The organism is Neobacillus driksii (assembly GCF_013409995.1).
GTDB lineage: Bacteria > Bacillota > Bacilli > Bacillales > Cytobacillaceae > Neobacillus > Neobacillus driksii.
This window is the reverse complement of the sequence record NZ_JACCBX010000004.1, coordinates 491,338-518,239: the sequence shown is the minus strand read 5'-3', so window position 1 is coordinate 518,239 and position 26,902 is coordinate 491,338. Positions and strand designations below refer to the sequence as shown.

Annotated in this window: 19 protein-coding genes and 1 pseudogene; 15 read left to right on the top strand and 5 right to left on the bottom strand. The window is 37.5% G+C overall.

All coding sequences use genetic code 11. The annotated features are described in order from the left end of the window. Positions 1 to 110 precede the first annotated feature (110 nt). Positions 111 to 2,006: a PrkA family serine protein kinase gene (locus F4694_RS11870; protein WP_179598083.1), complete on the top strand. Its 1,896-nt coding sequence runs from the start codon at positions 111 to 113 to the stop codon at positions 2,004 to 2,006. A gap of 296 nt (positions 2,007 to 2,302) precedes the next feature. Next, positions 2,303 to 3,469 (top strand): sporulation protein YhbH, encoded by a 1,167-nt coding sequence (gene yhbH, locus F4694_RS11865; RefSeq protein ID WP_179598081.1) that lies wholly within the window; start codon positions 2,303 to 2,305, stop codon positions 3,467 to 3,469. A 44-nt stretch (positions 3,470 to 3,513) separates the two neighbouring features. Here yhbH and F4694_RS11860 read toward each other — a convergent pair whose 3' ends face one another. The 3 genes and pseudogenes from F4694_RS11860 to F4694_RS11845 form a co-directional block, all read right to left on the bottom strand. Then, on the bottom strand, positions 3,514 to 4,776 hold the full coding sequence (locus F4694_RS11860) for a sensor histidine kinase (protein ID WP_179598079.1): 1,263 nt from the start codon (positions 4,774 to 4,776) through the stop codon (positions 3,514 to 3,516). Positions 4,777 to 4,932: 156 nt separating this feature from the next. Continuing rightward, a pseudogene (locus F4694_RS11855) lies at positions 4,933 to 5,429 on the bottom strand (diguanylate cyclase). An 85-nt stretch (positions 5,430 to 5,514) separates the two neighbouring features. Beyond that, the gene (locus F4694_RS11845; RefSeq protein ID WP_179598074.1) at positions 5,515 to 6,081 is read right to left on the bottom strand and encodes a LytS/YhcK type 5TM receptor domain-containing protein; all 567 of its coding nucleotides are present in this window, start codon (positions 6,079 to 6,081) and stop codon (positions 5,515 to 5,517) included. A 147-nt stretch (positions 6,082 to 6,228) separates the two neighbouring features. On the opposite strand from F4694_RS11845, the gene F4694_RS11840 reads away from it, so the two are divergent. Beyond that, the gene (locus tag F4694_RS11840; protein WP_179598071.1) at positions 6,229 to 7,230 is read left to right on the top strand and encodes a DoxX family protein; all 1,002 of its coding nucleotides are present in this window, start codon (positions 6,229 to 6,231) and stop codon (positions 7,228 to 7,230) included. Between the two features lie 42 nt (positions 7,231 to 7,272). Here the strand turns inward: F4694_RS11840 and F4694_RS11835 are convergent, their stop codons facing one another. After that, a complete protein-coding gene (locus F4694_RS11835) occupies positions 7,273 to 7,932 on the bottom strand; it encodes an FMN-dependent NADH-azoreductase (protein WP_179598069.1) in 660 nt (219 codons plus the stop codon). A 232-nt stretch (positions 7,933 to 8,164) separates the two neighbouring features. Here F4694_RS11835 and F4694_RS11830 point away from each other — a divergent pair, with 232 nt between their 5' ends. After that, positions 8,165 to 9,190, top strand: coding sequence for a GGDEF domain-containing protein (locus tag F4694_RS11830; protein WP_179598067.1), 1,026 nt, complete (start codon positions 8,165 to 8,167; stop codon positions 9,188 to 9,190). A 47-nt stretch (positions 9,191 to 9,237) separates the two neighbouring features. On the opposite strand, the gene F4694_RS11825 is transcribed toward F4694_RS11830, so the two are convergent. After that, positions 9,238 to 10,248: a DUF1646 family protein gene (locus F4694_RS11825; protein WP_179598065.1), complete on the bottom strand. Its 1,011-nt coding sequence runs from the start codon at positions 10,246 to 10,248 to the stop codon at positions 9,238 to 9,240. Between the two features lie 218 nt (positions 10,249 to 10,466). On the opposite strand from F4694_RS11825, the gene F4694_RS11820 reads away from it, so the two are divergent. The 11 genes from F4694_RS11820 to fabF all read left to right on the top strand — a co-directional run bounded on the left by F4694_RS11820 (position 10,467) and on the right by fabF (position 26,892). Continuing rightward, the gene (locus tag F4694_RS11820; protein WP_179598063.1) at positions 10,467 to 11,774 is read left to right on the top strand and encodes a Gfo/Idh/MocA family protein; all 1,308 of its coding nucleotides are present in this window, start codon (positions 10,467 to 10,469) and stop codon (positions 11,772 to 11,774) included. A gap of 157 nt (positions 11,775 to 11,931) precedes the next feature. Beyond that, entirely contained in the window at positions 11,932 to 13,269 is a 1,338-nt protein-coding gene (locus F4694_RS11815) for an ABC transporter substrate-binding protein (RefSeq protein WP_179598061.1), read from the top strand. Positions 13,270 to 13,420: 151 nt separating this feature from the next. Then, positions 13,421 to 14,362, top strand: coding sequence for a carbohydrate ABC transporter permease (locus tag F4694_RS11810; RefSeq protein WP_179598059.1), 942 nt, complete (start codon positions 13,421 to 13,423; stop codon positions 14,360 to 14,362). Between the two features lie 8 nt (positions 14,363 to 14,370). Further along, positions 14,371 to 15,207 carry a carbohydrate ABC transporter permease gene (locus F4694_RS11805; protein WP_179598057.1) on the top strand — a complete coding sequence of 279 codons (837 nt, stop codon included), beginning with the start codon at positions 14,371 to 14,373 and terminating at the stop codon, positions 15,205 to 15,207. A 27-nt stretch (positions 15,208 to 15,234) separates the two neighbouring features. Further along, positions 15,235 to 16,578, top strand: coding sequence for an ABC transporter substrate-binding protein (locus F4694_RS11800; protein ID WP_179598055.1), 1,344 nt, complete (start codon positions 15,235 to 15,237; stop codon positions 16,576 to 16,578). Between the two features lie 91 nt (positions 16,579 to 16,669). Then, positions 16,670 to 17,791, top strand: a complete 1,122-nt coding sequence (locus tag F4694_RS11795) for a glycoside hydrolase family 88/105 protein (protein WP_179598053.1) — start codon at positions 16,670 to 16,672, stop codon at positions 17,789 to 17,791. Between the two features lie 97 nt (positions 17,792 to 17,888). Continuing rightward, a complete protein-coding gene (locus tag F4694_RS11790; RefSeq protein ID WP_179598051.1) occupies positions 17,889 to 20,792 on the top strand; it encodes a fibronectin type III domain-containing protein in 2,904 nt (967 codons plus the stop codon). An 87-nt stretch (positions 20,793 to 20,879) separates the two neighbouring features. After that, positions 20,880 to 22,001, top strand: coding sequence for a type I phosphomannose isomerase catalytic subunit (locus tag F4694_RS11785; RefSeq protein WP_179598049.1), 1,122 nt, complete (start codon positions 20,880 to 20,882; stop codon positions 21,999 to 22,001). Positions 22,002 to 22,142: 141 nt separating this feature from the next. After that, a complete protein-coding gene (locus F4694_RS11780) occupies positions 22,143 to 23,945 on the top strand; it encodes a sensor histidine kinase (protein ID WP_257029205.1) in 1,803 nt (600 codons plus the stop codon). Further along, on the top strand, positions 23,938 to 25,500 hold the full coding sequence (locus F4694_RS11775) for a response regulator (protein WP_179598047.1): 1,563 nt from the start codon (positions 23,938 to 23,940) through the stop codon (positions 25,498 to 25,500). Before F4694_RS11780 ends, F4694_RS11775 begins: the two co-directional genes overlap by 8 nt. A gap of 150 nt (positions 25,501 to 25,650) precedes the next feature. Next, positions 25,651 to 26,892: a beta-ketoacyl-ACP synthase II gene (fabF, locus tag F4694_RS11770; protein ID WP_179598045.1), complete on the top strand. Its 1,242-nt coding sequence runs from the start codon at positions 25,651 to 25,653 to the stop codon at positions 26,890 to 26,892. The last annotated feature ends 10 nt before the right edge of the window (positions 26,893 to 26,902 follow it).

Here is a 26,902-nt window from a genome sequence, read left to right as displayed (position 1 = left end):
TCTTAAAACAAAAAAGATAGGCAAGAATACTTCAACGTTACGCATGTTCAAGTTCATTGGCGCATAGAGTATATTAATCGTCTCTGATAACTCTACAGGGGGAGGGCCTTATGGATATCCTAAAAAAAATTGAGATGTTTCGAGAAGAGGAAGAAAAGCTACGTTGGGAAGGATCATTTGGAGATTATTTACAGTTGTTAAAAGAGAAGCCATGGGTAGCACAATCTGCACATTCACGAGTATATAATATGATCAAAGACGCTGGAATTGAGGAAGTGAAAGGCACTAAGAATTACAATTTCTTTGGTAATCAATTATTTGGCTTAGAGGAGTCACTTGAAAGATTAGTTGAGGAATACTTTCATCCTGCGGCTAAAAGGCTGGATGTAAGGAAGCGGATATTATTGCTTATGGGTCCAGTAAGCGGTGGTAAATCTACACTTGTTACCATGCTAAAACGTGGTTTAGAGGCTTATTCTCATACGGATAGAGGCTCTGTATTCGCCATTAAAGGGTGCCCAATGCACGAAGACCCTCTTCATTTAATCCCGCATCATTTACGTCGTGATTTCTATGAAGAATATGGTATTCGAATTGAAGGAAATCTTTCGCCATTAAATATGATGAGGCTAGAGCAAGAATATGGCGGAAGAATTGAAGATGTATTAGTAGAAAGAATCTTTTTCTCCGAGGATAAGCGAACTGGAATTGGAACGTTCAGCCCATCCGATCCGAAGTCACAGGATATTGCCGATTTAACAGGAAGTATTGACTTTTCCACGATTGCCGAGTTTGGTTCAGAATCTGATCCGCGTGCCTATCGCTTTGATGGGGAACTGAATAAAGCAAATCGCGGAATGATGGAATTCCAAGAGATGTTGAAGTGTGATGAAAAATTCTTATGGCACCTGCTTTCATTAACGCAGGAAGGAAACTTTAAAGCCGGCAGGTTTGCATTAATTTCGGCTGATGAGCTGATTGTAGCACATACAAACGAAACGGAATACCGCTCATTTATCTCGAACAAGAAGAATGAGGCCTTGCATTCCAGGATTATCGTTATGCCAATTCCGTATAATCTAAAAGTTTCACAGGAAGAAAGAATCTATGAAAAAATGATTAGTGAAAGTGATGTATCGGATGTTCACATCGCACCTCATACATTACGTGTAGCTGCGATGTTTACGATTCTAACTCGCCTAAAAGAACCTAAAAAAGGCGATATCGACTTAGTAAAGAAAATGCGTCTTTATGATGGGGAAAATGTTGAAGGCTTTAATGCAGTTGACGTAAGTGAACTAAAGAAAGAGTATCCAGATGAAGGAATGAGTGGAATTGATCCGCGGTATGTCATTAATCGAATTTCATCTACTATTATCCGCAAAGAAGTACCTTCTATTAATGCTTTAGATGTATTACGTTCATTAAAAGACGGATTAGATCAACATCCTTCAATCACAGCTGAACTACGTGAGCGCTATATGAATTATATTTCGGTTGCTCGTAAAGAGTATGATAATATTGCCAAAAATGAAGTTCAAAAAGCTTTTGTTTATTCCTATGAAGAGTCTGCTAAAACCTTAATGGACAATTATCTTGATAATGTTGAAGCGTATTGCAACAAAGCTAAACTTCGGGATCCGCTCACTGGTGAGGAAATCAATCCTGATGAAAAACTAATGCGTTCGATTGAAGAACAAATTGGTATTTCCGAGAACGCGAAAAAGGCATTTAGAGAAGAAATCTTGATAAGAATTTCAGCTTTTGCTAGAAAAGGTAAACGATTTGATTACAACTCCCACGATAGACTGCGTGAAGCCATTCAAAAGAAATTATTTGCTGACCTTAAAGATGTTGTGAAAATTACCACTTCATCCAAAACGCCTGATGAGCAGCAGTTAAAGAAAATTAATGATGTTGTTGCTAGATTAATTGACGAACACGGCTATAACTCAACATCCGCAAACGAACTCCTGCGTTATGTAGGCAGCTTATTAAACCGTTAATTAGGAATTTTCCTAGAAAAATAGCATGGACTGGCGGAAAGATCTGCCAGTCTGTTTTTTTCAATACGAACCGACTGCTGAAAGCATTCTCTCGTGGGGCGCAAATCAACTCTAACAATGCTCGTCCATTTTTAAAAGGTTAAGCCCAATTGTCAAAATAATTTGTAAATTATTTGCGGCTTCTGCATAGGATAAAGTAATCAACATTATATGCATTTTTACACTCGGGTTATTTTATGACATTTGAAAAAAAATGTGACGCAACAAATCAAAAAATTCATAAGGAGGGGTTTACATTGTCTGACAATAACCATCAATTTGTGATTTCAAGAGAAGATTGGTCCCTCCACCGTAAAGGCCACGATGACCAGCAAAGGCATCAAGAAAAAGTCCAGGACGCAATTCGAAACAATCTTCCTGACTTAATTACAGAAGAAAGCATCATTATGTCTAATGGACGCGATGTCGTGAAAATTCCAATTCGTTCATTGGACGAATATAAAATCCGCTACAATTATGACAAAAACAAACACGTGGGCCAAGGTGACGGTGAGAGCCAAGTAGGTGACGTAATTGCTCGTGACGGATCAGGCCAGCAAAAAGGTCCAGGAAAAGGGCAAGGCGCTGGTGATCAAGCCGGTGAGGATTACTTTGAAGCTGAAGTGTCATTAATGGAATTAGAGGAAGCTTTGTTTAAACAACTAGAGCTGCCAAATCTGAAAAGAAAAGAAGAACAGGAACATCTAGTGGAAAATATTGAATTCAATGATATCCGCAAAACAGGTCTAATGGGCAATATTGATAAAAAGCGTACCATGATGTCTGCATTTAAGCGAAATGCAATGAACGGAAAACCTGCTTTCCATCCGATTTACAAAGACGATTTAAAATTTAAAACATGGAATGAAGTAATTAAACCAGATTCAAAGGCAGTCGTAATTGCCATGATGGATACGAGTGGATCGATGGGAATATGGGAAAAGTATATGGCTAGAAGTTTCTTCTTCTGGATGACTCGCTTCTTACGAACAAAATATGAAACGGTTGAAATTGAATTCATTGCCCATCATACAGAAGCGAAGGTTGTGACAGAGGAGGATTTCTTCTCCAAGGGTGAAAGTGGCGGAACCATCTGTTCCTCCGCATACCGTAAAGCCCTAGAAATTATTGATGCGAAATATAACCCACGAAAATTCAACATCTATCCATTCCACTTTTCTGATGGTGATAATCTTACATCTGACAATGCACGCTGCGTCAAGCTGGTTGAAGAATTAATGAAAGTCTCAAACATGTTTGGATACGGCGAGGTAAATCAGTATAATCGCCATTCTACTTTAATGTCTGCCTACAAAAATATTAAGGATGAGCAATTCCGGTACTATATTCTCAAACAAAAAGCGGATGTATTCCATGCAATGAAGAGTTTTTTCCAAAAAGAAGAAAACAAAATGTATGCTTAAAAAAATCGACAGGTACAATGCCTGTCGATTTCTTCTTTTGTACGTCAATTTTCACTCTTCTGGATTAAGGTAATAGTAGGAAATTTAATATGGAATGTAGTGCCAGCGTCGAGTTCACTTTCCACTTTGATAAGACCATGCATAGCACGTACAATACTATAAACTACCATCATTCCAAGTCCAGTTCCGTTCTTACCTTTTGTAGAATAATAGGGTTCACCGAGTCGTTCAAGTTGTTCTGAAGTCATCCCTATCCCTGTATCTTTGATACAAATCGTCACATAATCTTGACTAAAATTAGTTTCAATATATAGCTGACCGCCATTTGGCATTGCCTCTACAGCATTTTTGAGGATATTAATAAAGCATTGGCGAAAGCGTTGCCTATCACCTTTAATAAATCCAATCACTGAAAAATCAGTAATAATTTCCACTGAATTTTGGTTAGCCATCGGAGTGACGATGTTAATGATTTGTTTTAGTTCATTTTTGACATTAAGCTCTTCAATCGATGCTAAGGATGGCTTGGCAAATGTTAAATAATCCTGAATGACTCGCTCGGCAGATTGAAGTTCATCTTTTACAATCGAGAGATATTCTCTGCGTTTATGTCTTGGAAGATAGTCATCGTTTAGCAATTGGACAAACCCGCTTGCAGCAGTCAGTGGATTCCGAATTTCATGGGAAATGGCTGCACCCATTTGTTCGACAGCCTTTAGTTTTTCTACTTTGATTAATTGAAGTTTTAATTCTACACTTTTTTTGATATATTCGATTGAATACGCAATAAGACCAATACCTAGCGGGGGAATCACAAAGAATGCAAGTAAAACATCGTACCATGGGCTGCCTGTATACCTAATTAATTCTCCTCCAGTAGTTAGGATACCAAGTATGACCCCTAAACAAATAGCTACAGAGATTCGACGATTAGAAGATTGTTTCCAAAACCAAGGTGTTAGTCGGAAAAAAGTTATCGCAAGTGGGACGTAAAGAAGGATTGTTGCAAGCAAACCAGTGTCCAAGCCATAAAAGCTTCTTATAATTATCATGGCAACAACAATAATCAGACCGATCCCGAGATATAATCCGCCAATGACAATTGGAATGATTCTTAAATCATATCGTGCAAAGGGAACGGGATTATAGGAGAACTGGATACAAATCCATAGAACTAGGACAGAAATGATAATCATAGTGGTTTTTGTTAATGTAATTTTTCTGCTGCGGTCCAGCCAAATTAAGCAAAAGAGAAGCAATATTATTAAAATGGAAAGATTTAAGAAAAGGTGTTTAGTGATTTCCATCTATTTTCACCGTCCCAAGGGCTTATAAGAAAAATTTTACATTTAACTTCGTCCTTTTACAACTAAATTTACTAATTATTTCGAATAAACACATGAAAAGAGAAGGATATTGTAGAAATATGTATAAAACGGAAGGGAGAATCCTTCCGATTATATTTATGGAGTTGAAATGGTATTTCGTCCTTTTGTTTTCGAGGTATACAAACAAGTATCTGCTATATGGATTAAATCCTTTGGCTGAGTTTCCGAGCTCGGTATGATTGTGGCAATACCAATACTGATGGTAATAATATCAGATATTTCAGAGCTGCGATGGGCAATTTTAAGTGATTGCACCTTCTGTTGAATCAATTCAGCGATAGCGATGCCCTTATCCAACTTCGTTTTCGTTAAGATAATGGCAAATTCCTCACCGCCATATCGACAAAATGTGCTATATGGGTTATTAGCCATAAGGTCTTTTAGTGCAGATGTTATGATTTGCAGACATTGGTCTCCAGCGAGGTGACCGTATGTATCGTTGTACTTCTTAAATAATCAATATCAAACATTAGAAGAGTTAGAGGTGAATTCGTTTTTTGCAGGTTAGACCATTCCTTGTTAAGAACTTCATCAAAATTCCTTCTATTTCCGATGCCTGTTAGGCCATCCAAATAAGATAATCGATTAAGAAACTCATTTGCTTTATTTAATTTCTGTTCACTTTCCTGTAATTTTATTAGGCTATAATTTAATTCTCTAACTGCTGCATTTGAATTGGCAATGTAAATGGATAAGTGATAAGCGAAAAATCCGCCTATTAAAGAAATAATATAATGCAGGATTAAAACATGTAAAAGCGTCTGTATATCTTCTATAAAGGGCGAATACGATCGAAATAAAAAATAAACCAATCAGGTTCATATAAAATGCCTTTAAGGTTGGCGGAATGTTAAACTTAGAAAATCCTCCACACACTAAACCTGTTAGGAATGCACTGATCGCTGCAACAATGGCAGTGTCAGTCAAACCAAAGAGAACAACTCTTCCAATAGCAATTAATCCAGAAGCAATGATTGCAGGTACCCATCCTCCAAAAGCAGCTGCGATTACGATTGCAAGATGACGCAAATCGGCAATGGTAGTGGGGTTAATTTGAAAACTAAATAACATTAAGATATTTCCTAAAATACCATAACAGATGCCCCAATAAAGTTTTGTCCTATATGTAGAGGAATGATGCAATGGGTTGTTCTTTAAAATTTGCCCCATTACTGTAAACGAAGCAATCAGTATCGTTACATTTGAAAAAAAGTCTTTTAACATTCATGTTCTAATAATTTTGAGCCATCAACTTATTATAGAAGAAAAATATTCTTCTGTGAATGAACAAGTGTAGATATTTCTTAGAAAAGAATATTTGTGCAGTCATCCGAAAACGATATAGAGGAGTACGTTTTTTGGGAGGTTCTAATGAAAAATAAAGCTATGATCTTCATATTGTTGGTTTTTATTATTATTTGTTCGCCTTTTTTAACTGATGCACATGTAAAGTGGTTTACAGAAGTTACACCGGAAAAGGAAGAAATAGAACACATCTTATCGCCGATGTTTATGACTATTACCGTTTTGGTCGCCGCCCTGCTGGCTGTATTGACGCAGCTTTTGCCAGTGCTTGATAAAATCCCGCTCACCCAAAAAATTGATAAAGTTTTGGACAAATACCGGAAATCTTCTCGATACATTTTAAAATATGGAACGGCACTTGCCTTAATAATTCAGGTTTTAGCAGGAACTATTTTTGCGCCCGAATTTGCTATCACGAACCAAATGATACGGATTTTAATGTGGATAACCATCATCCTATTATTGATTCCGTATCATTATGCCACAAAAGCTGGTGCCCTTATCTTGCTGGGCTTATTTATATACCAATTAACCCGTTCAGGTTTATTTCATATGCTTGATTATGGCTTTTATCTAGCGATTATTGGTGTATTATTAGTGGGAAAAACGAAACTAGAAGATTGGGGATTTCCTTTCCTATATTTAGGGACCGGATTGTCCTTGTGCTGGGTGGCCGTTGAGAAATGGGTCTACCCTGCAATGAGTATGGATATTATTCATCAGCATGGTGTCCCTACGTTTGGTTTTCCTCCAGCGACGTTTGTGGTACTTGCAGCATTTATCGAATTTGTTGTTGGTTATTTGCTGATTGTGGGAATCCTAAATCGTCTTTTAGCATTTGTGCTCACGTTGATATTTATTTCAACGACTATGTTGTTTGGTGTAACTGAAATTATCGGACACCTTATGATTCATATCGTCTTAATTATCTTCATCATAGAGGGAGTATCGTTTTATGACCCGCCCATTAACATTCATAGAACAAAAATTTCTCAAATGGTATTTGTATTTTTGAATTTTGTGTTTGCATTGTCTACTTTCCTTCTAATTTATTATCGTTTTGCATAGAGAAAAGCTTCCTGTTTTTTTAGGAAGCTTTTCTTCATGCTATCAAAGTACAACCGGGGACTTTATCATTTCTTTTGCTGCAAGAACGGCTTCTTCTTTTGCTTTTTCTACAATTTCAGGGACTCTTTGAGGATAAAGGTCTAAAGCCTCTGCTATGATTGTGTCCATTACCTCAATGCCAAGGAAATTAAGCGCAATTCTTAAATAGCGATCACCGCATTCTAACTCCTTCATTGGTGTTCCGGTGTAAAGACCGCCACGGGTATTGATATGAATCGCCTTTTTACCTGTTAGAAGACCCTTCGGACCATTTGCTGTATGTGCAAATGTTTTACCAGCAATAAACAGGTTGTCTAAGTATGCCTTTAAAACCGCTGGGGAGCTTAAATTCCAAATCGGCGAGACGAAACAATAGTAATCATAAGATAGGAATTCATCTGCTAGGGCATGCATTTTTAGTATTTTCTCTCGCTCACCGTCGGTTAATTGATCTAGTGTATAACCATATCCCGCTAATTTACCTCTAGCAGACACTAATTCGGCATCCATATGTGCGATATCTAAGGAAAATAAATCGATCGTTTTTATTTCGGTGTCATGGGATTCTACTTTAATGGCATTGATAAATGCTTCTCCAATTTTCAGACCCTTTGATTTCTCAAGTCCTTTAGGATTTGCTGTAATATATAATAATTTTCCCACGTAAACACATCCAATCCTTTTAATAAACCTCATTACTAGTATTATAAAAAAAATAACGTGTTCCAATTTTGTAAAATAGGTGAAGTTCTTGAACATTAGGTGAAGATTTATTTTTGTAAATCAACTATTTCTTCATTAAATTGTTAGAAATAAATTAGAAATTGAAGCACGAATGCAATATGATTAAATTAAACTATTAGAAGATTTAAAAACTTAAAAGGCGGAATTAATCATGAAACTAAATTCCCAAATGACCGATGAAAGTGAAGTAGAGAGGTTACGAAGAAGAGTAGAAGAATTAGAGGAGAGAGAAAAACAGCTTGTAAAGAGTCTTCGCATGAATAAATCACTGCATTCAAAGATTCTCGATGCCCTGCCAATAAATATTTTCTTAGAGGACCCTGAAGGTCGAACCATATTTGCAAATCAACAGGCTTGTAAAGCGCACGGTGTAAACATGGAAAAACTTGTAGGAAAAACAGTGTTTGATTTCTTTCCTAAAGCGATTGCTTCAAGACAGCGTGAAATAGACTTAGAAGTATGGGAGAAGCGTACCATTCAAACAAATGAGGTAGTCACAGAATTCCAAGGGGAAAAATGCCATATGCTTACAGGAAAAACCATTATCCATCTTGAAGAATCTAATCAAGACTATTTACTTGGATTTGGATTGGATATCACCGATTTAAAAAATGCGGAAGAGAAGATTTCGCATATGGCTTACCATGATGCGTTAACAGGATTGCCAAATCGCTGGTTTATAAAAACATGTCTAAAGGATTGTCATTCAAGTACCGATGAAATAGATAAGATGAAGGGGGTTCTTTTGTTAGATTTAGACCATTTCAAAGTGATAAATGATAGCTTGGGACATGAAGCAGGTGACCAGTTATTACAGGCAGTTGCTAACAGGTTAAGAGGGGTCATTCATGCTGACAATGTTTTAGCTAGATTTGGCGGGGATGAGTTTATAATCCTTATGCCGCAAATTCTTTCACCAGATGATGTATTTAAAGTAAGTAATGAGATATTAAAAGTGATGAAAGAACCATTCTCTATTTACGGACGCAGTTTTACAATTTCTCCTAGTATCGGCATTAGTTTGCATCCGGTTCATAGTGAAGATATGGAAAATCTAATAAAATACGCGGATCTTGCTATGTATCATTCTAAAGAGCAGGGAAGAAATTGTTACTCCCTATTTACTCCGTTAATGAAGGAAAATGCGATTTCCCGAATGAATATGCTGACAAAATAAGAAAGAATCGGCACCACTTCAAGTGGAATCGATTCTTTCTTTATTTCTTAAAACATAAATAGAACAACAAAATAAACCGCCATGGTTATAAGACCGACGGGGACGCCAAAACTTGCCCATTCTTTACTTGTAATATTAAGTTTTCCTGCTGCAATAATATTTGGAATATTTCCAGGAATGAGCATACCGCCGCTAATAATTAGCCCCATTAAAACAGCCTGGATGGTTGCTTGATCCATTGATGGACTAACTTCTGCGGCTGCAAGTGTAGCATTATCTAAAATAGCGGAGATCATATTAATCCAATACAACAGCATTGGGTGAAGGCCAAGAATATACTCATTAATTAATGGCTCAAACCCATGTCCAAGAAAGGTTAGTCCCATGACAAATAAGTAGATTTTAGCAGATCGAATCAGTATTTCTTTATAGCTTTCTACCTTTTGGTCAGACGTTAAACCGTCAGTACTTTCACGGGGATTAACTAAAAACATTGTCAATATCCCAAATATTACAACCGCTGGAATTACTTCAGGACCGATTAATTTCAATAAGTAGAAGAAGTCTTCATTTAACTTACTAATGGTAATGGTTGCTAAGGGCTCACCAATGGGGGTGAGGGCTGCACCCAGCCCAATTGAAAAACATGCTAAAACAGTAAAGCGAATTTCAGACTTACGGTCAAGAGGAAGTACGTTAATGATAATAACCAGCACTATCGCAGCGATGATCGCCGTAATAATGCTTGAGGCTAATCCTAAAATAATGACAGTTAATCCGAAGAAAATCCTAGGAGAAAGGATTCGGTTCATCCACAGGATAGATTTCTCCAACTGAACTTGCCCCCATTTACAGATTAATCCTGCAATCAAGACAGCTAGAGTTATCGTAATAGGGTCAATCAGGGCTTTTTCAATGAGATGATGATTCATCATTCCGCTAATCGAAGCTGCAGCAACCCCCATCACAAACAAAAAGATTTCTAAATTGTGTTCCACCTTTTTTACTGAAAAAGGCAAAAATAAAACCAAAATTAAAATAACTACTAATCCAATCATTCATACCAAATCCCTTATCTTTTTTGTCTTATCACTTAATTTATTATAAACTTTTTCTTTAAATAATAGGATATTGTAATTTATTTAAATGAATGTCTAACTATATTATCTTAAATATTTACACAAAAGTCTAAAGATTATCTATTAAGATAGAAAACGTTTTTATATAAAATGAGAGCAAGTTAATAGGCCTTTATTAAAAATTGGAGGACATTTTTATGAAAAAGTATGTAATCTGCGGCGTGAGCAATCGCGCATTAGAAATGTTTATCAAACCAATCTTAAATGAGTTTTCAAAGGAAAATCAAATTGTTGGATTACTAGATTCTGACCCACTTCGATTCTCTATTTGTAAAGAAAAATATCCGAAATTAGAACAAGTACCAACCTTCAATCCTGAACAATTTGAAACCATGATTGATCAAACTAAGGCAGATTATGTCCTTGTTACAGGGAGAGACGATACTCACGTTGACTATATTTTAAGAGCATTATATAAACAGGTGAATGTGATAACGGAAAAACCGATGGTAACAAATGCAGCGGATGCCTATAAGGTGATGCTAGCCGAAGCAGAAAGCAAAGGGAAAGTCATTGTCACATTTAATTATCGATACAGTACATTCCACCGGAAGATAAAAGAAATGATTCTGGAAGGGAAAGTGGGAAGAATCACTTCCATTGACCTAAATTGGTATATTGATACCTATCATGGTGCGAGCTATTTTAAAAGATGGAATCGGAGTCGTGAAATTTCTGGAGGCTTATCCATTCATAAATCTACCCATCACTTTGATCTTATCAATTGGTGGTTAGACCAAAGGCCTGAAGAAGTATTCGCGTACGGTGCTCTGAATTACTTTGGGGAAAATGGTGAAGCGAACCCAAGGAAAGAGTCCGGTCGTTATTGCGGTACTTGCGATGTTAGGAATAACTGCAGTTATTTTAGACGATGGAACCCACGAATCGGCACGACTACAGTAAGAGATGACCATCTCTTAGCAGGAGTGTATGAAAAGGAAGTACCTTATACAAATTATCGGCCGGACGCTTGTATTTTTGATGAAGAGATTTCGATTGAGGATACCTATGTCGCTGCAGTGAAATATGACGGCGGGAGTATGCTGAGCTACTCAATTAATTTTTCTGCCCCATATGAAGGTTATCGGTTGGCTATTAATGGAACGAAGGGAAGAATTGAAACGACTGAATACCATGAACCCTCTCGAATACCGTTTGAATATCCTGAACAAAAGATAGATTATTATCCTATTTTCGGTGGAAAAGAAACGATTGAACTTGTTAAAGAGCCTGGCGGGCATGGTGGCGGGGACCCTATTCTTCTAGCAGATCTTTTTCTCGGTCCGGACCCTGCCCGGAATTATGAAATATTAGCTGGTGCTGAGTCAGGTGCATATTCTATTGCAGTTGGTGAAGGGGTATGGCGATCAGTTGCTGAAAAGAAACCAATTAACATAAAAGAAGTCCTATATCAAAAAACTGACCATCAACTAACCAAGTTTTAAAGGGGAGTTCAGAGAAAAAACATACTATTAGTTATTTCAAGACTGATTTAGTATGTTTTTTCTTTTTTTCATCGAGATTACCTTTGCAGATGACTTCAAAATGAGTAGAATGATTTTATACTTCTAGTAAGTGGCTGTTCAAAGAGGAGATTAAAACATGTTTAGGAAGAAACTAACAATTTCTGTGTTGACCCTGATCATGATAATGGGATTGGTACTTACGGGGTGCATTGGTGAAGAATCCTTAGTTAAAGAATCAAGCCCCCAAAAAGCAGAAAAGGTCAAAATAGTTTTTTGGGATGACAATACAGGACCACAGCGGACCCCAATTTGGGAGAAATTAATCACTACATTTGAAAAAGAAAATCCAGCCATTGATGTTGAATACGTTGGTTTGCCTAAGGACTCCGCAAAAGCAATGTTAGACGCGGCTATTGCTTCAGGGGAAACGCCTGATGTTGCTAGTGTTTATGCGAGTTGGCTGCCAGAATTTTCGAATCGTGATGCATTGTTGCCCTTAGATTCTTATTTTTCAAAATGGAGCGAAAAGGACAAGATAAATAAGGGTGCGATAGAGTTTAATAAGCGGATTGTGAGTAATCAAAAGTTATACGGGATTCCATATACACAAAACCTCGATATCCTTTGGGTCCGGTCCGATTGGTTTAAAGCCGCCAATTTGAACATACCTGAGACGTGGGATGAGTTCTTTGATTCTGTTGAAATATTAACAGATAAATCAAATAACCGCTACGGATATACAATCCGTGGGGGCGCAGGGGGCTCTTTTCAGTTACAACGGATGATGTATGCCTATTCAGGAATTGAAACATTTTTCAAAGATGGGAAAAGTACAATCAATGACCCAAAGCATGTAGAATTTTTAAAGAAATATTTTGCTATGTATCAAACCTATACCCCTATTAGTGATATTACAAATGATTATAAGGCGATGATTGCTGGATTTGATTCAGGGAGTATTGCGATGTTACAACATAATATAGGTTCCTTTGCAGAGCATAGTGAAGCGCTGGATTCCAACCAATTTCAGGCGATCCCCCTCCCAAAATCAGTTGAAGGTCATTATGTAGCGGAAGACGGAAACACCATTGGCATAAGTATTTTTAAAGGAACGAAACATCCAGTGGAATCGTGGAAATTTATCACTTTTATAAATTCAAAGAAAGCACAAAGCTTTTGGAATAAAAGCGTTGGTCAGCTTCCTACTAATTCGGATGTACTTAATGAAGACTGGATAAAGGCCTCACCACATATTCAGATAGCCCAGAAAGTGTATAATGACCCGGATACGATTCTATTTGAGCCGCCATTCTATCTCTCGGAATATCGTACCATTCTAAATACCATTGTTGATACAGGTACACAATCGGTGTTGAGTGGGAAAATAACCGTCGAAGAGTTTTTAGATAAATGGGCAGAAGCAATGGAAGAGTCTCAAAGACAATACGATGAATCATTCGTTAATCTAAGATAATTTAGGCATTCGCTGCATTAAACAGCGGATGTCTTTTTTATTTTCAGCCATATTTTGAAATATCTTAAAATTTTAATCAATCATCTTAAAATCTTTAATTATTTAAGAAACCGTTTTCATTTATTATAAAAAACAGAGAGGAGGAAACTAGATGAGTTTATCACAAGGTGTTACTGAAACAGCTATTAACAGCAAAAAGACGGTGAATCGGAAGAAGATCAAAAAGGATAAATGGGTTCCCTACCTTTTTATTCTGCCCTCTTTCCTTATTATCTTAGGATTTCTTTTTTATCCGATAGCAACTGTATTCTATTATAGTGTACAACACTACGATGTGTCGGCACCATATTATAATGGGTTTGCTGGATTAGAGAACTTTAAAGAAATATTTACAACTGACAAGATGTTTATACCTAGTTTAATAAATAGTTTGAAATGGGTTGTATCAGAAGTAGGTCTTCAATTAGTGTTTGGTATGATTCTTGCCTTACTTTTGAACCAAACGTTTAAGTTTAGAGGTTTGGTACGTGCAGCAGCCTTTATCCCTTGGGCGGTTTCAGGGGTCCTGGCATCCACTATGTGGTCATTGATGTTTAATGAACATATGGGTGTACTCAATGACCTACTGATGAAAATGGGAATCATTAATGAACCTCAAGCATTCTTAGCAAATACGTCAACAGCTTTTACAGCAGTGATTATCGCTGAATTATGGAGGGGTATTCCTTTCTTTGCTATTACCTTATTAGCTTCATTATCAAGTATCCCAGATGAATTATATGAAGCAGCGAGAGTAGATGGTGCAAGCAGATGGAAGTCGTTTATTTTTGTAACATTACCGCAATTAAAAAATACGATTGTCTTGACTACATTACTAAGAGTAGTTTGGGAGTTTAATAACGTCGATCTATTGTTTAACTTAACGGGTGGTGGACCTGCACATTCAACCACAACGCTTACCATGTATATTGCTGATTTAGCAGTTCATGGAAGCAATTTTGGATACGGTTCGGCGTTAACGGTCGTGTCATTTGGAATATTACTAGTTTTCGCCATCCTTTATCTGAAACTATCCCGTTATGAAAAGGAGTGATTTGAAGGATGTTTACAGTAAATAAAAAAGTTGACAAAATCTTAACGCTATACCTTCCTTTAACGATGTTATTGAGTTTTACCATCTTTCCAATCTACTGGACACTAAATACGGCTTTTAAGCCTGAAGGGGATATCGTAAAACGTCCCCTGCAATATATGCCGGTAAACCCGACAACAGAAAACTTTGTCGCGGCTTGGACCAATGTCGGTTTTGCTACCTTCTTTAAAAATAGTTTAATCGTTGGTGTTTTTACAGTAATCGCTGTTCTAATATGTTCAACTTTATCTGGTTATGCATTGAGCAGATACCAATTCAAAGGAAAACGCAGCTTCATGCTTATGCTGCTATGTACACAGTTCATCCCGAGAGCGATGATGATTATTCCATTGTTCGTCATTTTCAAAAATCTTGGGCTGATTAGTAATCCACTGTCACTGATCATTACCTATACAGCAATCGAAATTCCGTTTACTACAATCTTGATGAGTGGTTTTATCTCAAATGTTCCAAAGGAATTAGAAGAAGCTGCGATGATTGATGGCTGTACAAAATTACAATCACTGCGTCATGTTGTATTTCCATTGTTGCTGCCTGGAATCGTAGCAACAGGAGTATTTACCTTCATTTATACCTGGAACGAATTTTTAATCGCACTCATGCTGACCAATCAACAATCAAAGTTCACGCTTCCAGTAGGACTAAGTACGATGATGGGTGAATTCAGTATCAACTATGGTGCCTTGGCGGCCGGAAGTGTAATCGCTTTAATTCCTGCAGTTATCTTATTTGCCTATGCACAGAAGCACCTTGTAAACGGTATGGGTGGAGCTGTAAAAGGCTAAATATAAAAAATTTAAGGGGGCATTACCATGATGAAGAAAAAAATGACTACCTCTGTTCTTGCACTAACAATGGCAACCGGAATGTTGCTTGCAGGCTGCGGCGGTGAAGAAAAAGCTGCAACTAAGGATACTAAAAAAGCAGCTACGAAATCGGATGAACCTGTAACACTCCAATTTTGGGATGAAAATGCAGGTCCAGCACGTACTCCTGTTTGGGAAGAAGTAATTAAACGCTTTGAAGAAAAGAACCCGAATATCGATGTTGAGTATGTAGGTATTCCAAATGCTTCAGCTAAATCAAAATATGATGCAGCAATTGCAGCAGAGGATACGCCGGATATTGGGTCTGTACAAACAACTTGGCTGCCAGAGTTTTCAATTCGTGAGGCTTTGCTGCCACTGGATTCATATTTCAAAAAGTCTGATATCAGCAAAAAAATTAACCCAAGTGCTACGGGAGTAAATAAGAAAATAACTCAAGATGGCAAGCTTTATGGTATTCCTTATGCTCAGAATTTAGATGCCCTATGGATCCGTACTGACTGGTTTGAACAAGCTGGTGTAAAAGAGCCAAAAACATGGGATGAGTTCTTTACGGTTATTGAAAAAATGAGAGACGAAGCAAATAATCGGTATGGATTTACAATCCGCGGAGGTGCAGGGGCTTCCTTCACCATCCAGAGAGCCATGTTTGCTTATAGCGGTTTAGACTTTTTTGATAAAAATGGTAAGACAAACATCAATGACCCTAAACACGTAGAATTTGTTGAGAAGTATTTCTCTTATAACGACAAATTAACGCCTAAGAGTGATATCACAAATGGTTATAAAGAAATGATTGCCGGCTTTGATACTGGTGTGGTAGCAATGGTACACCACAATCCAGGTTCGTATGGAGAGCACAATAAAGCCTTACCAGCAGGTTCCTACAAGTTAATTCCACTGCCAACTACAGAAAAAGGTCAATATGTTGCAGAAGGTGGTAATGCAGTTAACCTAGCAATCTTCAAATCAACTGAACATGCTGATGAAGCATGGAAGTTCGTAGAATTTGTTAACTCAGAAGAAGCACAAAGCTATTGGAACCAACAAACTGGTCAAATTCCTACAAACTCTGATGTGTTAGATGATGAATGGGTGCAAGACGCACAGCATATCAAAACTGCTTTTGAAGTATACAATAATCCAGATACAAAACTATATGAACCACCATTCTATTTGCCAGATTATCGTGCAATCCTTGATGACGTAGTAGACCCAGGGGTACAAGCCGTGATGAGTGGAAAAATGTCAGCAAAAGACTTCCTAGATGAGTGGGCAAAAGCAATTGAAGACTCTAAAGCAAAATATGACCAAACTTTTAAGAAATAATTAAATCTACATTCTGGGTGTTGATTCTATTAACACCCAGTTTGCCTATTTAGACGAATAAATTTTGTTAAATGAAAAGGAGATTAGGAGAATGGGAAATACAGCAAATAAAGTCAGAACAGAAACACCGCTTATGATGGCGGAAAAGGCATGCCAGGCATTAATGAATACTTTCCAAGCTAAGGATTTACCTCCAGTAAATTGGTTCCATTATCACCAAGGCGTCTTTCTATATGGAATGTATAGAGTATGGGAAGAAACAGGTAAGGATGAGTACTTCAACTACATCAAAGCATACTTTGATCACTTAATTGATGAAGAAGGAAATGTCGTTTTTGAGAGAGATCAGTTAGACTCTATCATGCCGGGGATTCTATTGTTTCCATTATATGAAAAGACGAAGCATCCTAAATATATGATTGCGGCAAAGAAATTAAGGAGTGCCTTAGATACAATCAACAGAACCACTGAAAATGGTTTCTGGCATAAAGAAAAATACCCTTATCAAATGTGGTTGGATGGTCTCTTTATGGGTGGACCATTTATGCTTATGTACAGCCAGCATTTTCAAGAAGAAGAATTGGTTCAGCATGTTTTACTTCAGGAAAAGCTAATGAGAAAGCATATGACAGACCCTAAAACTGGTTTGCTTTTCCACGCTTGGGATGAGAAAAAAGTGCAGCCATGGGCTGATCCGGAAACAGGCTGTTCACCGGACTTCTGGGGGCGTTCCGTTGGCTGGTACGGTGCTGCATTGATTGATCTGTTAGAGGTCTTGGGGGAAAAGAAACGCGGTCAAGAGGAGTGGATTCAATCCCTACAAAGTTTCATTCCTGCTATCGTCAAATTCCAGGATGAACAGTCTGGCCTTTGGTACAATGTCGTCGATAAAGGAGACCGTCCAGACAATTGGTTAGAATCTTCTTGTTCTGCTCTCTTCCTATACTTTATTGCGAAAGCTATTAAGCATGGCATAGTAGATGATTCTTACCGTGAAGTTTGTGATAAAGCCTATGCAGGATTATTAGAGCACATGGTGGAGAGTGATGATTCTTCTTTTACCTTAAAAGGAATTGTGATTGGAACTTCCGCAGGAACATACGATTACTATGTTTCACGTCCAACATCTGAAAATGATCTTCATGGAATGGGTGCATTCCTTTTAGCAAGCATGGCGTACTACGACATAATTAAGCAAAAAGTGTTAGGGTAACGGCAATGATGTATAGTTTGATATGGACCTTTTCTTATGCAGCTTTTTTGCATAGGAAAAGGTCTTCATAAAAGAAAGATGAAAGGGGTTAAAAGAGTTGAAGATATTTAAAACTAGTCTCTCTCTATTTTTTGCAATATTGCTAGTATTCAGTAATTCCGGAGCAGCATCTCTGGCAAAAACACAAACCTCTACTCCAGGAGCACCAGTAAATTTACAGATACCGACCCTTGCATTTGACGAAGACAGCATCACTCTTGTGTGGGAAAAACCTGAGAATTATATCGATATTGTCGATTTTAATGTATATATGGATGGGAAGAAAATCGGCAGTGCTTTAAAGGATAACGGGGGTCCGGCAAAACAGTATATTGATAATTTCTACGAAAATATCGATAAAGATGATTTTCATGTCGATATTCTTATTCATAATTTCACCGTAGAAAATTTGGAAGCAAACCGTTCCTATCAATTTTATGTCACTTCAGTAAATAAAGATGGAGTTGAATCAGCACCTTCAAACAAAATTGAAGGAAAAACAACGCCACTACCAGAGGTATTCAATATTGTTGATTTTGGTGCTACTCCAGATGATGACACAAAGGATACCAAAGCTATTCAAGCTGCCATTGATGCAGCAACAAAAGGGGCGAAAGTATTAATCCCAGAAGGAAAGTTTATTTCCGGTGAAATCTGGCTTAAATCTGATATGACGTTACAAGTTGACGGTTATTTACTTGGTTCAGATGACCCAAAAGATTATAGCAGGAATTTTTGGGTATATGACTATTCGACAGATGAGCGTTCTTATTCCCTAATCAATGCTCATACATACGATTACGGCAGTCTTAAGAATATCAGAATTACAGGGAAAGGAACCATTGATGGGAATGGCTGGAAGCACGATCCTTCTAAGAATCCAACCATTGATGAAGCAGGTAAGGAACTTCCATTTTACTTTGCTGGCAATAACTCTAAAGTTACAGGAAATGTAACAGTGGAAGAAGGAAAGATGAGTCCGCTCAATCTTAATTCTCCGAATACCCTGGGGATTTTAGGAGCCACCCAATCATACGCCTCTCAAGAGATGGGGATGAACGTGAAATCCGCATATTCCACACGCTCAAGCTTGATTACGGTACGTGGTGTAGATGGCATGTATTATGAAGGATTTACACAACTGAATCCTGCTTTCCACGGGATTGTGAACCTTCATAGTAAAAACATTGTTGTAAACGGCACTATTTCAAAAACATATGATGCCAATAATGCGGATGGTTATGAGTTTGGTGACTCCCAGCATATTATGGTTTTCAATAACTTTGTTGATACCGGAGATGATGCGATTAACTTTGCAGCGGGTATGGGACAGGCAGCAGCAGACAAAGAACCGACTGGAGATGCATGGATCTTCAATAATTATATTCGTGAAGGTCACGGCGGCGTGGTGACAGGCAGTCATACAGGCAGCTGGATCCAAGACTTTGTAGTCGAAGACAACATCATGTATAAAACTGATGTTGGTTTACGCAGCAAAACCAATACACCTATGGGAGGCGGAGCAAGAAACATTCTGTTCCGGGATAATGCTTTAGAAGGCATTGACGGCGATGGTCCATTTGTTTTCACTTCTTCTTATGAAGATGCGAATGCAGCAATCCTTTATGAACCTGCACAGCAAATTTCGCAATTCAGAGATATGATGATTGAAAATACGACAATACGCAATCAAGGTGGCAGTAAGAAACAAGCAATCCTCGTCCAAGGAAATAATGATGCCGGGGAAGTATATCATGAAAATATTACTTTTAAAGATGTAAAGTTTGATAATGTTTATTCCGTAAATATGGATTACGCTAAAAACTTTAAGTTTATTAATGTTGCATTCACAAACGTCAAAGATAATAATGGAAATCCTTGGAGAATAAAAAATTCTACAGAACTTGCGTTTGAAAATACAACAGCTGAACCTGTAGATGCCACACAAAGACCTAAGTGGTCTAAAGACTCGGCGGTTCAAGCCATCTCTTCTGAAGATGGTAAGAGTGTGAGCTTAACTTGGGATGCAGCAACCGACAATGTAGGGGTAGCGGGCTACACTATCTATAAAGATGGTGAGAAAATTGGCTCTGGCTATACGACAACGAAAGAAACAAGCTTTACTGTGTCCGGTTTAACACCTGCTAATAAATACAGATTTAAAGTGGAAGCAACGGATGCGATTGGAAATCGTACTTCTGATGGCCCGACAATCAAAGTAAAAACAAATGGAGAAGCTGATGTAACTGCTCCGGTCCCTCCAGCAAATACAGAGATTAAAGAACCAACAACGACGATTCCAGCTAGTGAAACGTTTAGCGGCAAGGCAGTTGAGGTTGTTTATCCAGGCTTTACATGGGCTTCAGTTTCATGGGAAGCTGCAAGTGATGACATTGGTATTGCCGGCTACAATGTATATGCAAACGGCAAACTACACGGATTTGCTAAATCTAGCAACTATACATTATCCAATCTTCAACCAGGTACAAAATATGATGTTACTGTTGAAGCGGTCGATCTTGCGGGAAACAAGACACCTTATAACACTTCTCTTGAAGTCGAAACAGCAGTTCCATATGCAATTGGAGCACCATTCTTTAATGGTGTATTAAGGGCAAAAGTCGATAAAGAAAACGAAAGTGTTACTCTCTCTTGGAACGAGGCAAAAGCCAATAATCAAGAGGTAATTGGATACCGCGTATATGTAAATGGGCAGCCAATTAAACCTGAAGGAGCAGAGTTTACGCCAATTAACTCAGAAATGACAACGGCTGATACTACCTATACCATAAACGGTCTTGAACCAGGAAAAGAGTATACGTTTAAAGTAGAAGCAGTCGGAAAAGGAGTCAAGTATTCAAAGAGAGAAAGACTTTCCGATGTCATTCCGAACGGTCTTATCAGAGTAGAAGGCTATCGTTGGAGTGGGTTTGGACCAAGTAAATCGCTCACTTTAAAATAAGGATTTTCATACTAACTTGAATAGAAAGCTTCCGTTAATAGGGGAGCTTTCTATTCTTTTAACCTATTAAAAGAAGGAGTTTTTACGATGAATGTTAGTACAATAAAGATTGATGGTTCCCAGCCAATCAAGTTATCACCTACTAGGTCATGGAGGACTTATTTAGGTGGAAAGCTCCTAGATGAATTGCATGGGATAAGGGACCCCAAGGATAGTCGTTACCCTGAAGAATGGATGATGTCGATTGTTTCTACTAACAGAAACGCAGATCGACAGCATCTAAAAGAGGAAGGACTAAGCAAGTTAGACCTACCTGACAGGGACATTTCCTTGAAAGACCTTGTGGATAAAAATCCTGTAGAGTTCTTAGGGGAAAAACATGTTGAAAAGTTTGGTAAGCAAACAGGAGTATTAGTAAAGTTGATCGACACTGCGGAGCGTTTGATTATTCAGACCCATCCAGACAAGAAACAAGCACAAGAGCTTTTTAATTCTTTGTATGGAAAAACAGAATGCTGGCACTTTGTTGGGGGAAGGGAAATCGGCGGTGAGCTCCCCCATGTTTATATGGGCTTTAAACCAGGTGTAAACAGGGAACAATGGAAAGCCTTGTTTGACGAACAAGATGTCCAAGGCATGCTGGATTGTTTACATAAATACTATGTACAGCCGGGAGATACTTTCTTAATTGAAGCAGGTATTCCACACGCAATCGGTTCTGGCTGCTTATTGGTCGAAATACAAGAACCTTCAGACATTACCATCCGCTTAGAAAAAACATCACCTTCAGGATTACAAATTGATGATTTCTTAATACATCAAGGACTCGGATATGAAAAGATGTTTGATATTTTTAAATACGACACTTTTACAAGAGAAGAAACATTGGAGAACTGGCGGGTAGCTCCAGAAATAGTATTAGAATCTGAAGGCAGTAAAGAAATCGAACTCATCGGTTATAAACGAACTCCATACTTTAGAATGACTCAAATAGAGGTCAACACGAAGGCTGAAGTTCAGGGTCAAGGAGTGTTTTCTGGATTATATATTCTATCTGGAAATGCCATGGTCATCACAGGTGAGGATCATCTATCAGTAAAAAAGGGTGACCAACTGTTTATCCCTGCTAAAGTTTCTAGTTTTATTATAGTAAATAGTGGTAATGAACAAGTGAAAGCATTGAGATTATTCGGTCCCGAAGTAAAATAGTCTAACAGCGGCTAGGTTTTAACTAGCTGCTGTTTTTTTATCCAATTGACCGGTAATTTCTTATTATGAAAAAATGCGGAAAACGGTTACAATAGAATAAGAGAATATAATCAATTTGTATACTAACAGGGAGTTCTTTCTATGATGGCTGTAAAGATTAAAAGCTTTATTCACAAACATTTTTTCTATTCTTTTAAATCGACCATTAATTCTCTCTATTTACCTATTATTATCTTTTTTATATTAACGACAGGCTGGATTTCTTCTTTACTTGCGACTGCACAAATCGAAGAAAATGCCTATAAAAATGTAAATGATACCATTTTCCAGACAAAAAATTATCTTGATAATATGCTGGCAGACGTTTTTCAGCAATTAGTCTCCTTATCGAATGACCCAAGGATTTTATCATTAGTTGATAAAGAAGGTCCAGAGATTAAGCCAGAATCTTATGTAGAAATTGATAATAATTTGAAACTTATTTATTCAAGATATAATGTCATTCTTGAATCTGTTCTTGTTAATCATAAACAAAATGGCTTTTTGCTTTATCATAGCAGCTATAATTCCAATCCATCGATAAATTACGAAGAGTATTTTTCAAAATACAATGGAAACAAAGAGGGGTTTTATTGGAGAAACATTCATGAAGATCAGGTATTTAATGAAGATAATAAAGTAATGTCGATATTTAGATTGATTGATAAGAATCAAACATCTAAAGGAATCGTTTTATTTAATTTACGGGCAAAATTTTTCGAACAAGTATTGAATAAATCATTAATTGGAGAGAATGGATACCTGACCCTTATTAGTCCAGATGGAATCTTTGAATCTAAAAAAGTAAACAAGAAATACAAACTGGATAAGCCAACACTAAACTCCATCCAAAGCCTAAAAGACGATGATGGGAAGTTCACTTACGAAAATGTAGAAGGGGAAGACATGATTGTTATTTACGATACTTTAAGTTCTAATAACTGGAAAATAGCTGCGGTTATCCCACAAAATGAAATCTTAAATAAAGTAAATTACATCAAAGGCTTCACCATTCTATTGGTCGTATTGATGATCCTTAGTGCAGTTATTCTTACTAACATCGTAGGAAAATATATTTCGGATCCGTTTAAAAAAATGGCAAAACAAATGGGTATGATTAATAAAAGTAATCTAGACTTTGATTTTGAAATGTCAGGTCCCGAAGAAATGAAAATCCTCCATACAGGCTTTAAAGAGTTAATTGTTCGGATTAATACGTTAATGGACCAAATCCGATTAGAACAAGAAGAAAAACGACAATTAGAATTTGCGATTATGCACGCCCAAATTAATCCACACTTTCTTTATAACACCATGTATTCCATTAAAGGATTGTGTGATATGGGTCTGAATAAAGATGCTAGTCAAATGATAAGTGCACTTGCAAGTTTTTTCCGGATTGGTATTAGTAAAGGAAGAGAAATCATTTCCATCCATGAAGAAATGGAACATATTCAGCATTATCTGTTTATTCAGGAAATGCGTTATGGCGATGATTTTTCCTATGAAATTGAAATCGATAAGGAAATCATTTCCTATAATATTATTAAACTTTCATTGCAGCCACTCATTGAAAATGCCATTTACCATGGGGTAAAGCAAAAACGAGGCCAAGGCAAAATAACCATTCGAGGATATCAACTTAGAGATACCATCCATCTAGAGGTTAGTGATAATGGGAATGGGATCGAACCACAAAAATTAAAAGATATTTTGCTAGAAATTGAAGCCTCGTATCAGGAGAAAAAGAGGTATCTTGGTATTGGTCTGCAAAGCGTAAATGAACGAATTAAAATTCACTTCGGAAACGAATATGGTCTTACCATTGCAAGTGAACCTAGCAATGGAACAGTAGTTAGCATTAAAATTCCCAAAACAAAAGGGGAGATTAACCAGTATGCATAAAGTAATTGTTGTAGAAGATGATAGAATTATTCGTCGGGGCATATGCCAGGCAATTCCTTGGGGAGAGCATGGATTTGTTATAGCGGGAGAAGCAGGAGACGGTGAGGTGGCATTAGAGTTAATTGAGAAGGAACAGCCGCAAGTCGTCGTTTCCGATATTAATATGCCTTTTATGAGTGGGTTAGAAATGGCCAAACAGATTAAAGAAAGAAGCCCTGAGACAAGGATTATTTTTCTGACAGGGTATGAAGATTTTAAATATGCTCAGGAAGCCATTAAATTGAAGGCGTTTGACTATCTTTTAAAACCAGTAGATTCAGAATATTTGCTAACAAAAGCCAAAGAAGCAGCAGCTGATTGGGAAAAGGAATCAGTCAAAGAAAAAAGAATCATAGAGTCCTTGCCATTACTGCAGCAGAAGTTTTTTCAAAAGTTGATTCGGGAAGGAGATTACAGGGTTGATGTCGAGAAGGAGCTATTAGGTCTTGATGTCCAAATGGAGGGTCCTTTCTTTGCTGTTATTCTTGTTAAGAATACAATTGAGCAAGATGTTGAGGGATACTTTTTTAAGGAAAAAATTACAAGTTTTACTTCTTCTTATTTTAATGAATTAAATTGTTTGGTGATGAATTCGGATATCGGTGAATATACAATTCTTTTATCCTTGGAAAACGACCAGGATTCGAGAAAAGCAGAGTTAGCCCAAGCTTTGTTTAATTTTCTAAACAAAGAAATAGACGATACCATTACCATTACACATGGACGAGCATATCCTAATCTATTTGAAGTTGGTAAATCTTTTCTAGAAGCCAGGGTAGCAATGGATATGAGACATATAATGGGTACAGGCCGAGTGATTTCTCTGGATGAAACGGTTTCTAAGTGTGATGAACAAGAAAATCTTGTTCAGGATTTGGAGATGAAATTAGAAAATCATATTAAGTCTGGTTTACCAGAAAAGGCAAAAGAAACATTAGTGGATTTAAGTACGGCCATAGTGGATAGAAAAAGTGTTGCTTTATCAGATTTAAAAGTCCTAGGGCTCAAATTTAGTACCATGCTATTTTTTGAAATTGAAAAATGGAAAAAGGAAGATTTAAAAAATAGCTTTAATTCATCAGTTGTTTATAAGGATATCATGGAGTTAACAACGCTGACAGAAATGATAGATCTATTACATATTCTAATCGACCAATGGTCTACTGCCATGTTTAGAAAGAAAGAAAAGAATTATTATAGCCATGTTGACCAAGCAATCAAGTATATGCAGGGGAATTTCCATGACAGCAGTTTAACACTTCAAAAGGTGGCAGAGTTAATCCACGTTAGTACCCCTTATTTAAGTAATCTCTTTAAAATGGAGAAAGGGTTTAACTTTGGGGATTACTTGTTAGAGCTACGAATGAAGAAGGCAATGGAACTATTGGGAGAGGGTGATATTAAAACCTATGAAGTTTGTGAACAAGTAGGTTATAGTAACCCTCAATATTTTAGTATTTGTTTTAAGAAATATACTGGTGTTACACCAGCAGAATATAAGAAAAAGTTTAAATAAATTGAGTCAAATTCATCCGCGTGGAAGAATCCATTCGGATTTTTTTACTAAAGCTGGCGAAGTGAATTAATTTGTCCGTCCACTCTTTATTCGTTAAACTATAGAAAGAGTGTAAGAATCATCCGAAATCTATTTGGGAGTGAGCATTTAATGAATAAAAGAGTAGTGATTACAGGTATTGGAGCAGTCACTCCTTTGGGAAATGATGCTCATACATCATGGGAACAGGTTAAGAATGGTGTTTCCGGTATTGGGCCTGCGACCCTTTTTGATGTAGAAATGGTTGACGTCAAGATTGCAGCGGAAGTTAAGGGCTTTGCACCAGAAGAGTTTATGGATAAAAAAGAAGCCAGAAGGATGGGGCGTTATAGCCAGTTCGCAATTGCAGCAAGTCAAATGGCTGTTAAGGATGCGGGAATCCAAATTGGAGAAGGGATTCAACCGGAACGAGTCGGAGTTTGGATCGGTTCAGGAATTGGCGGATTGGCTGAATTCGAGGAACAACATCGGAAGTTTATTGAAAAAGGCCAAAGAAGGGTTAACCCGTTTACGATCCCGATGTTTATTCCCGATATGGCGGCCGGACAAGTTTCCATCTCGATTGGTGCAAAAGGAATCAACAATTGTTCGGTTACAGCATGTGCGTCCGGTGCCAATTCTATTGGAGATGCATTCCGCGTGATTCAAAAGGGGGATGTGGATGTGATGATTGCTGGCGGAACGGAAGCCACCATTACCGCAATGACGGTCGCGGGATTTTCAAATATGACAGCACTGTCAAAAAATCCAGACCCGTCTACAGCAAGCAGGCCATTTGATAAGAATCGAGATGGCTTTGTCATTGGGGAAGGCGCAGGTATCCTGGTATTAGAGGAATTAGAACACGCATTAGCTCGAGGTGCGACCATTTATGGAGAATTAGCAGGGTATGGAGCTACAGGTGATGCCCATCATATTACGACCCCTGCACCAGAAGGAGAAGGGGCAGGAAGAGCAATGAAATTAGCATTAGCAGATGCTGGTATTACCCCTGAACAAGTCGACTATATCAATGCTCATGGTACATCGACCTATTATAATGATTTGTATGAAACGTTAGCCATCAAGGATGTTTTCAAAGAACATGCCTATAAATTATCTGTCAGTTCCACGAAATCCATGACCGGTCACTTGTTGGGAGCAACTGGGGCTATAGAGGCCATTTTTTCTCTTCTAGCAATTAAGGATGGTATCATCCCGCCAACCATTAATTATCAAACACCTGATGAACAATTGGATTTAGATTACGTCCCAAACGTTGCTAAGACGAAGGATGTTCAAGTGGTTTTATCCAACTCGTTAGGATTTGGCGGTCATAATGCAACTTTAATTTTTAAAAAGTTTAACATGTAAAAAAAGCAAA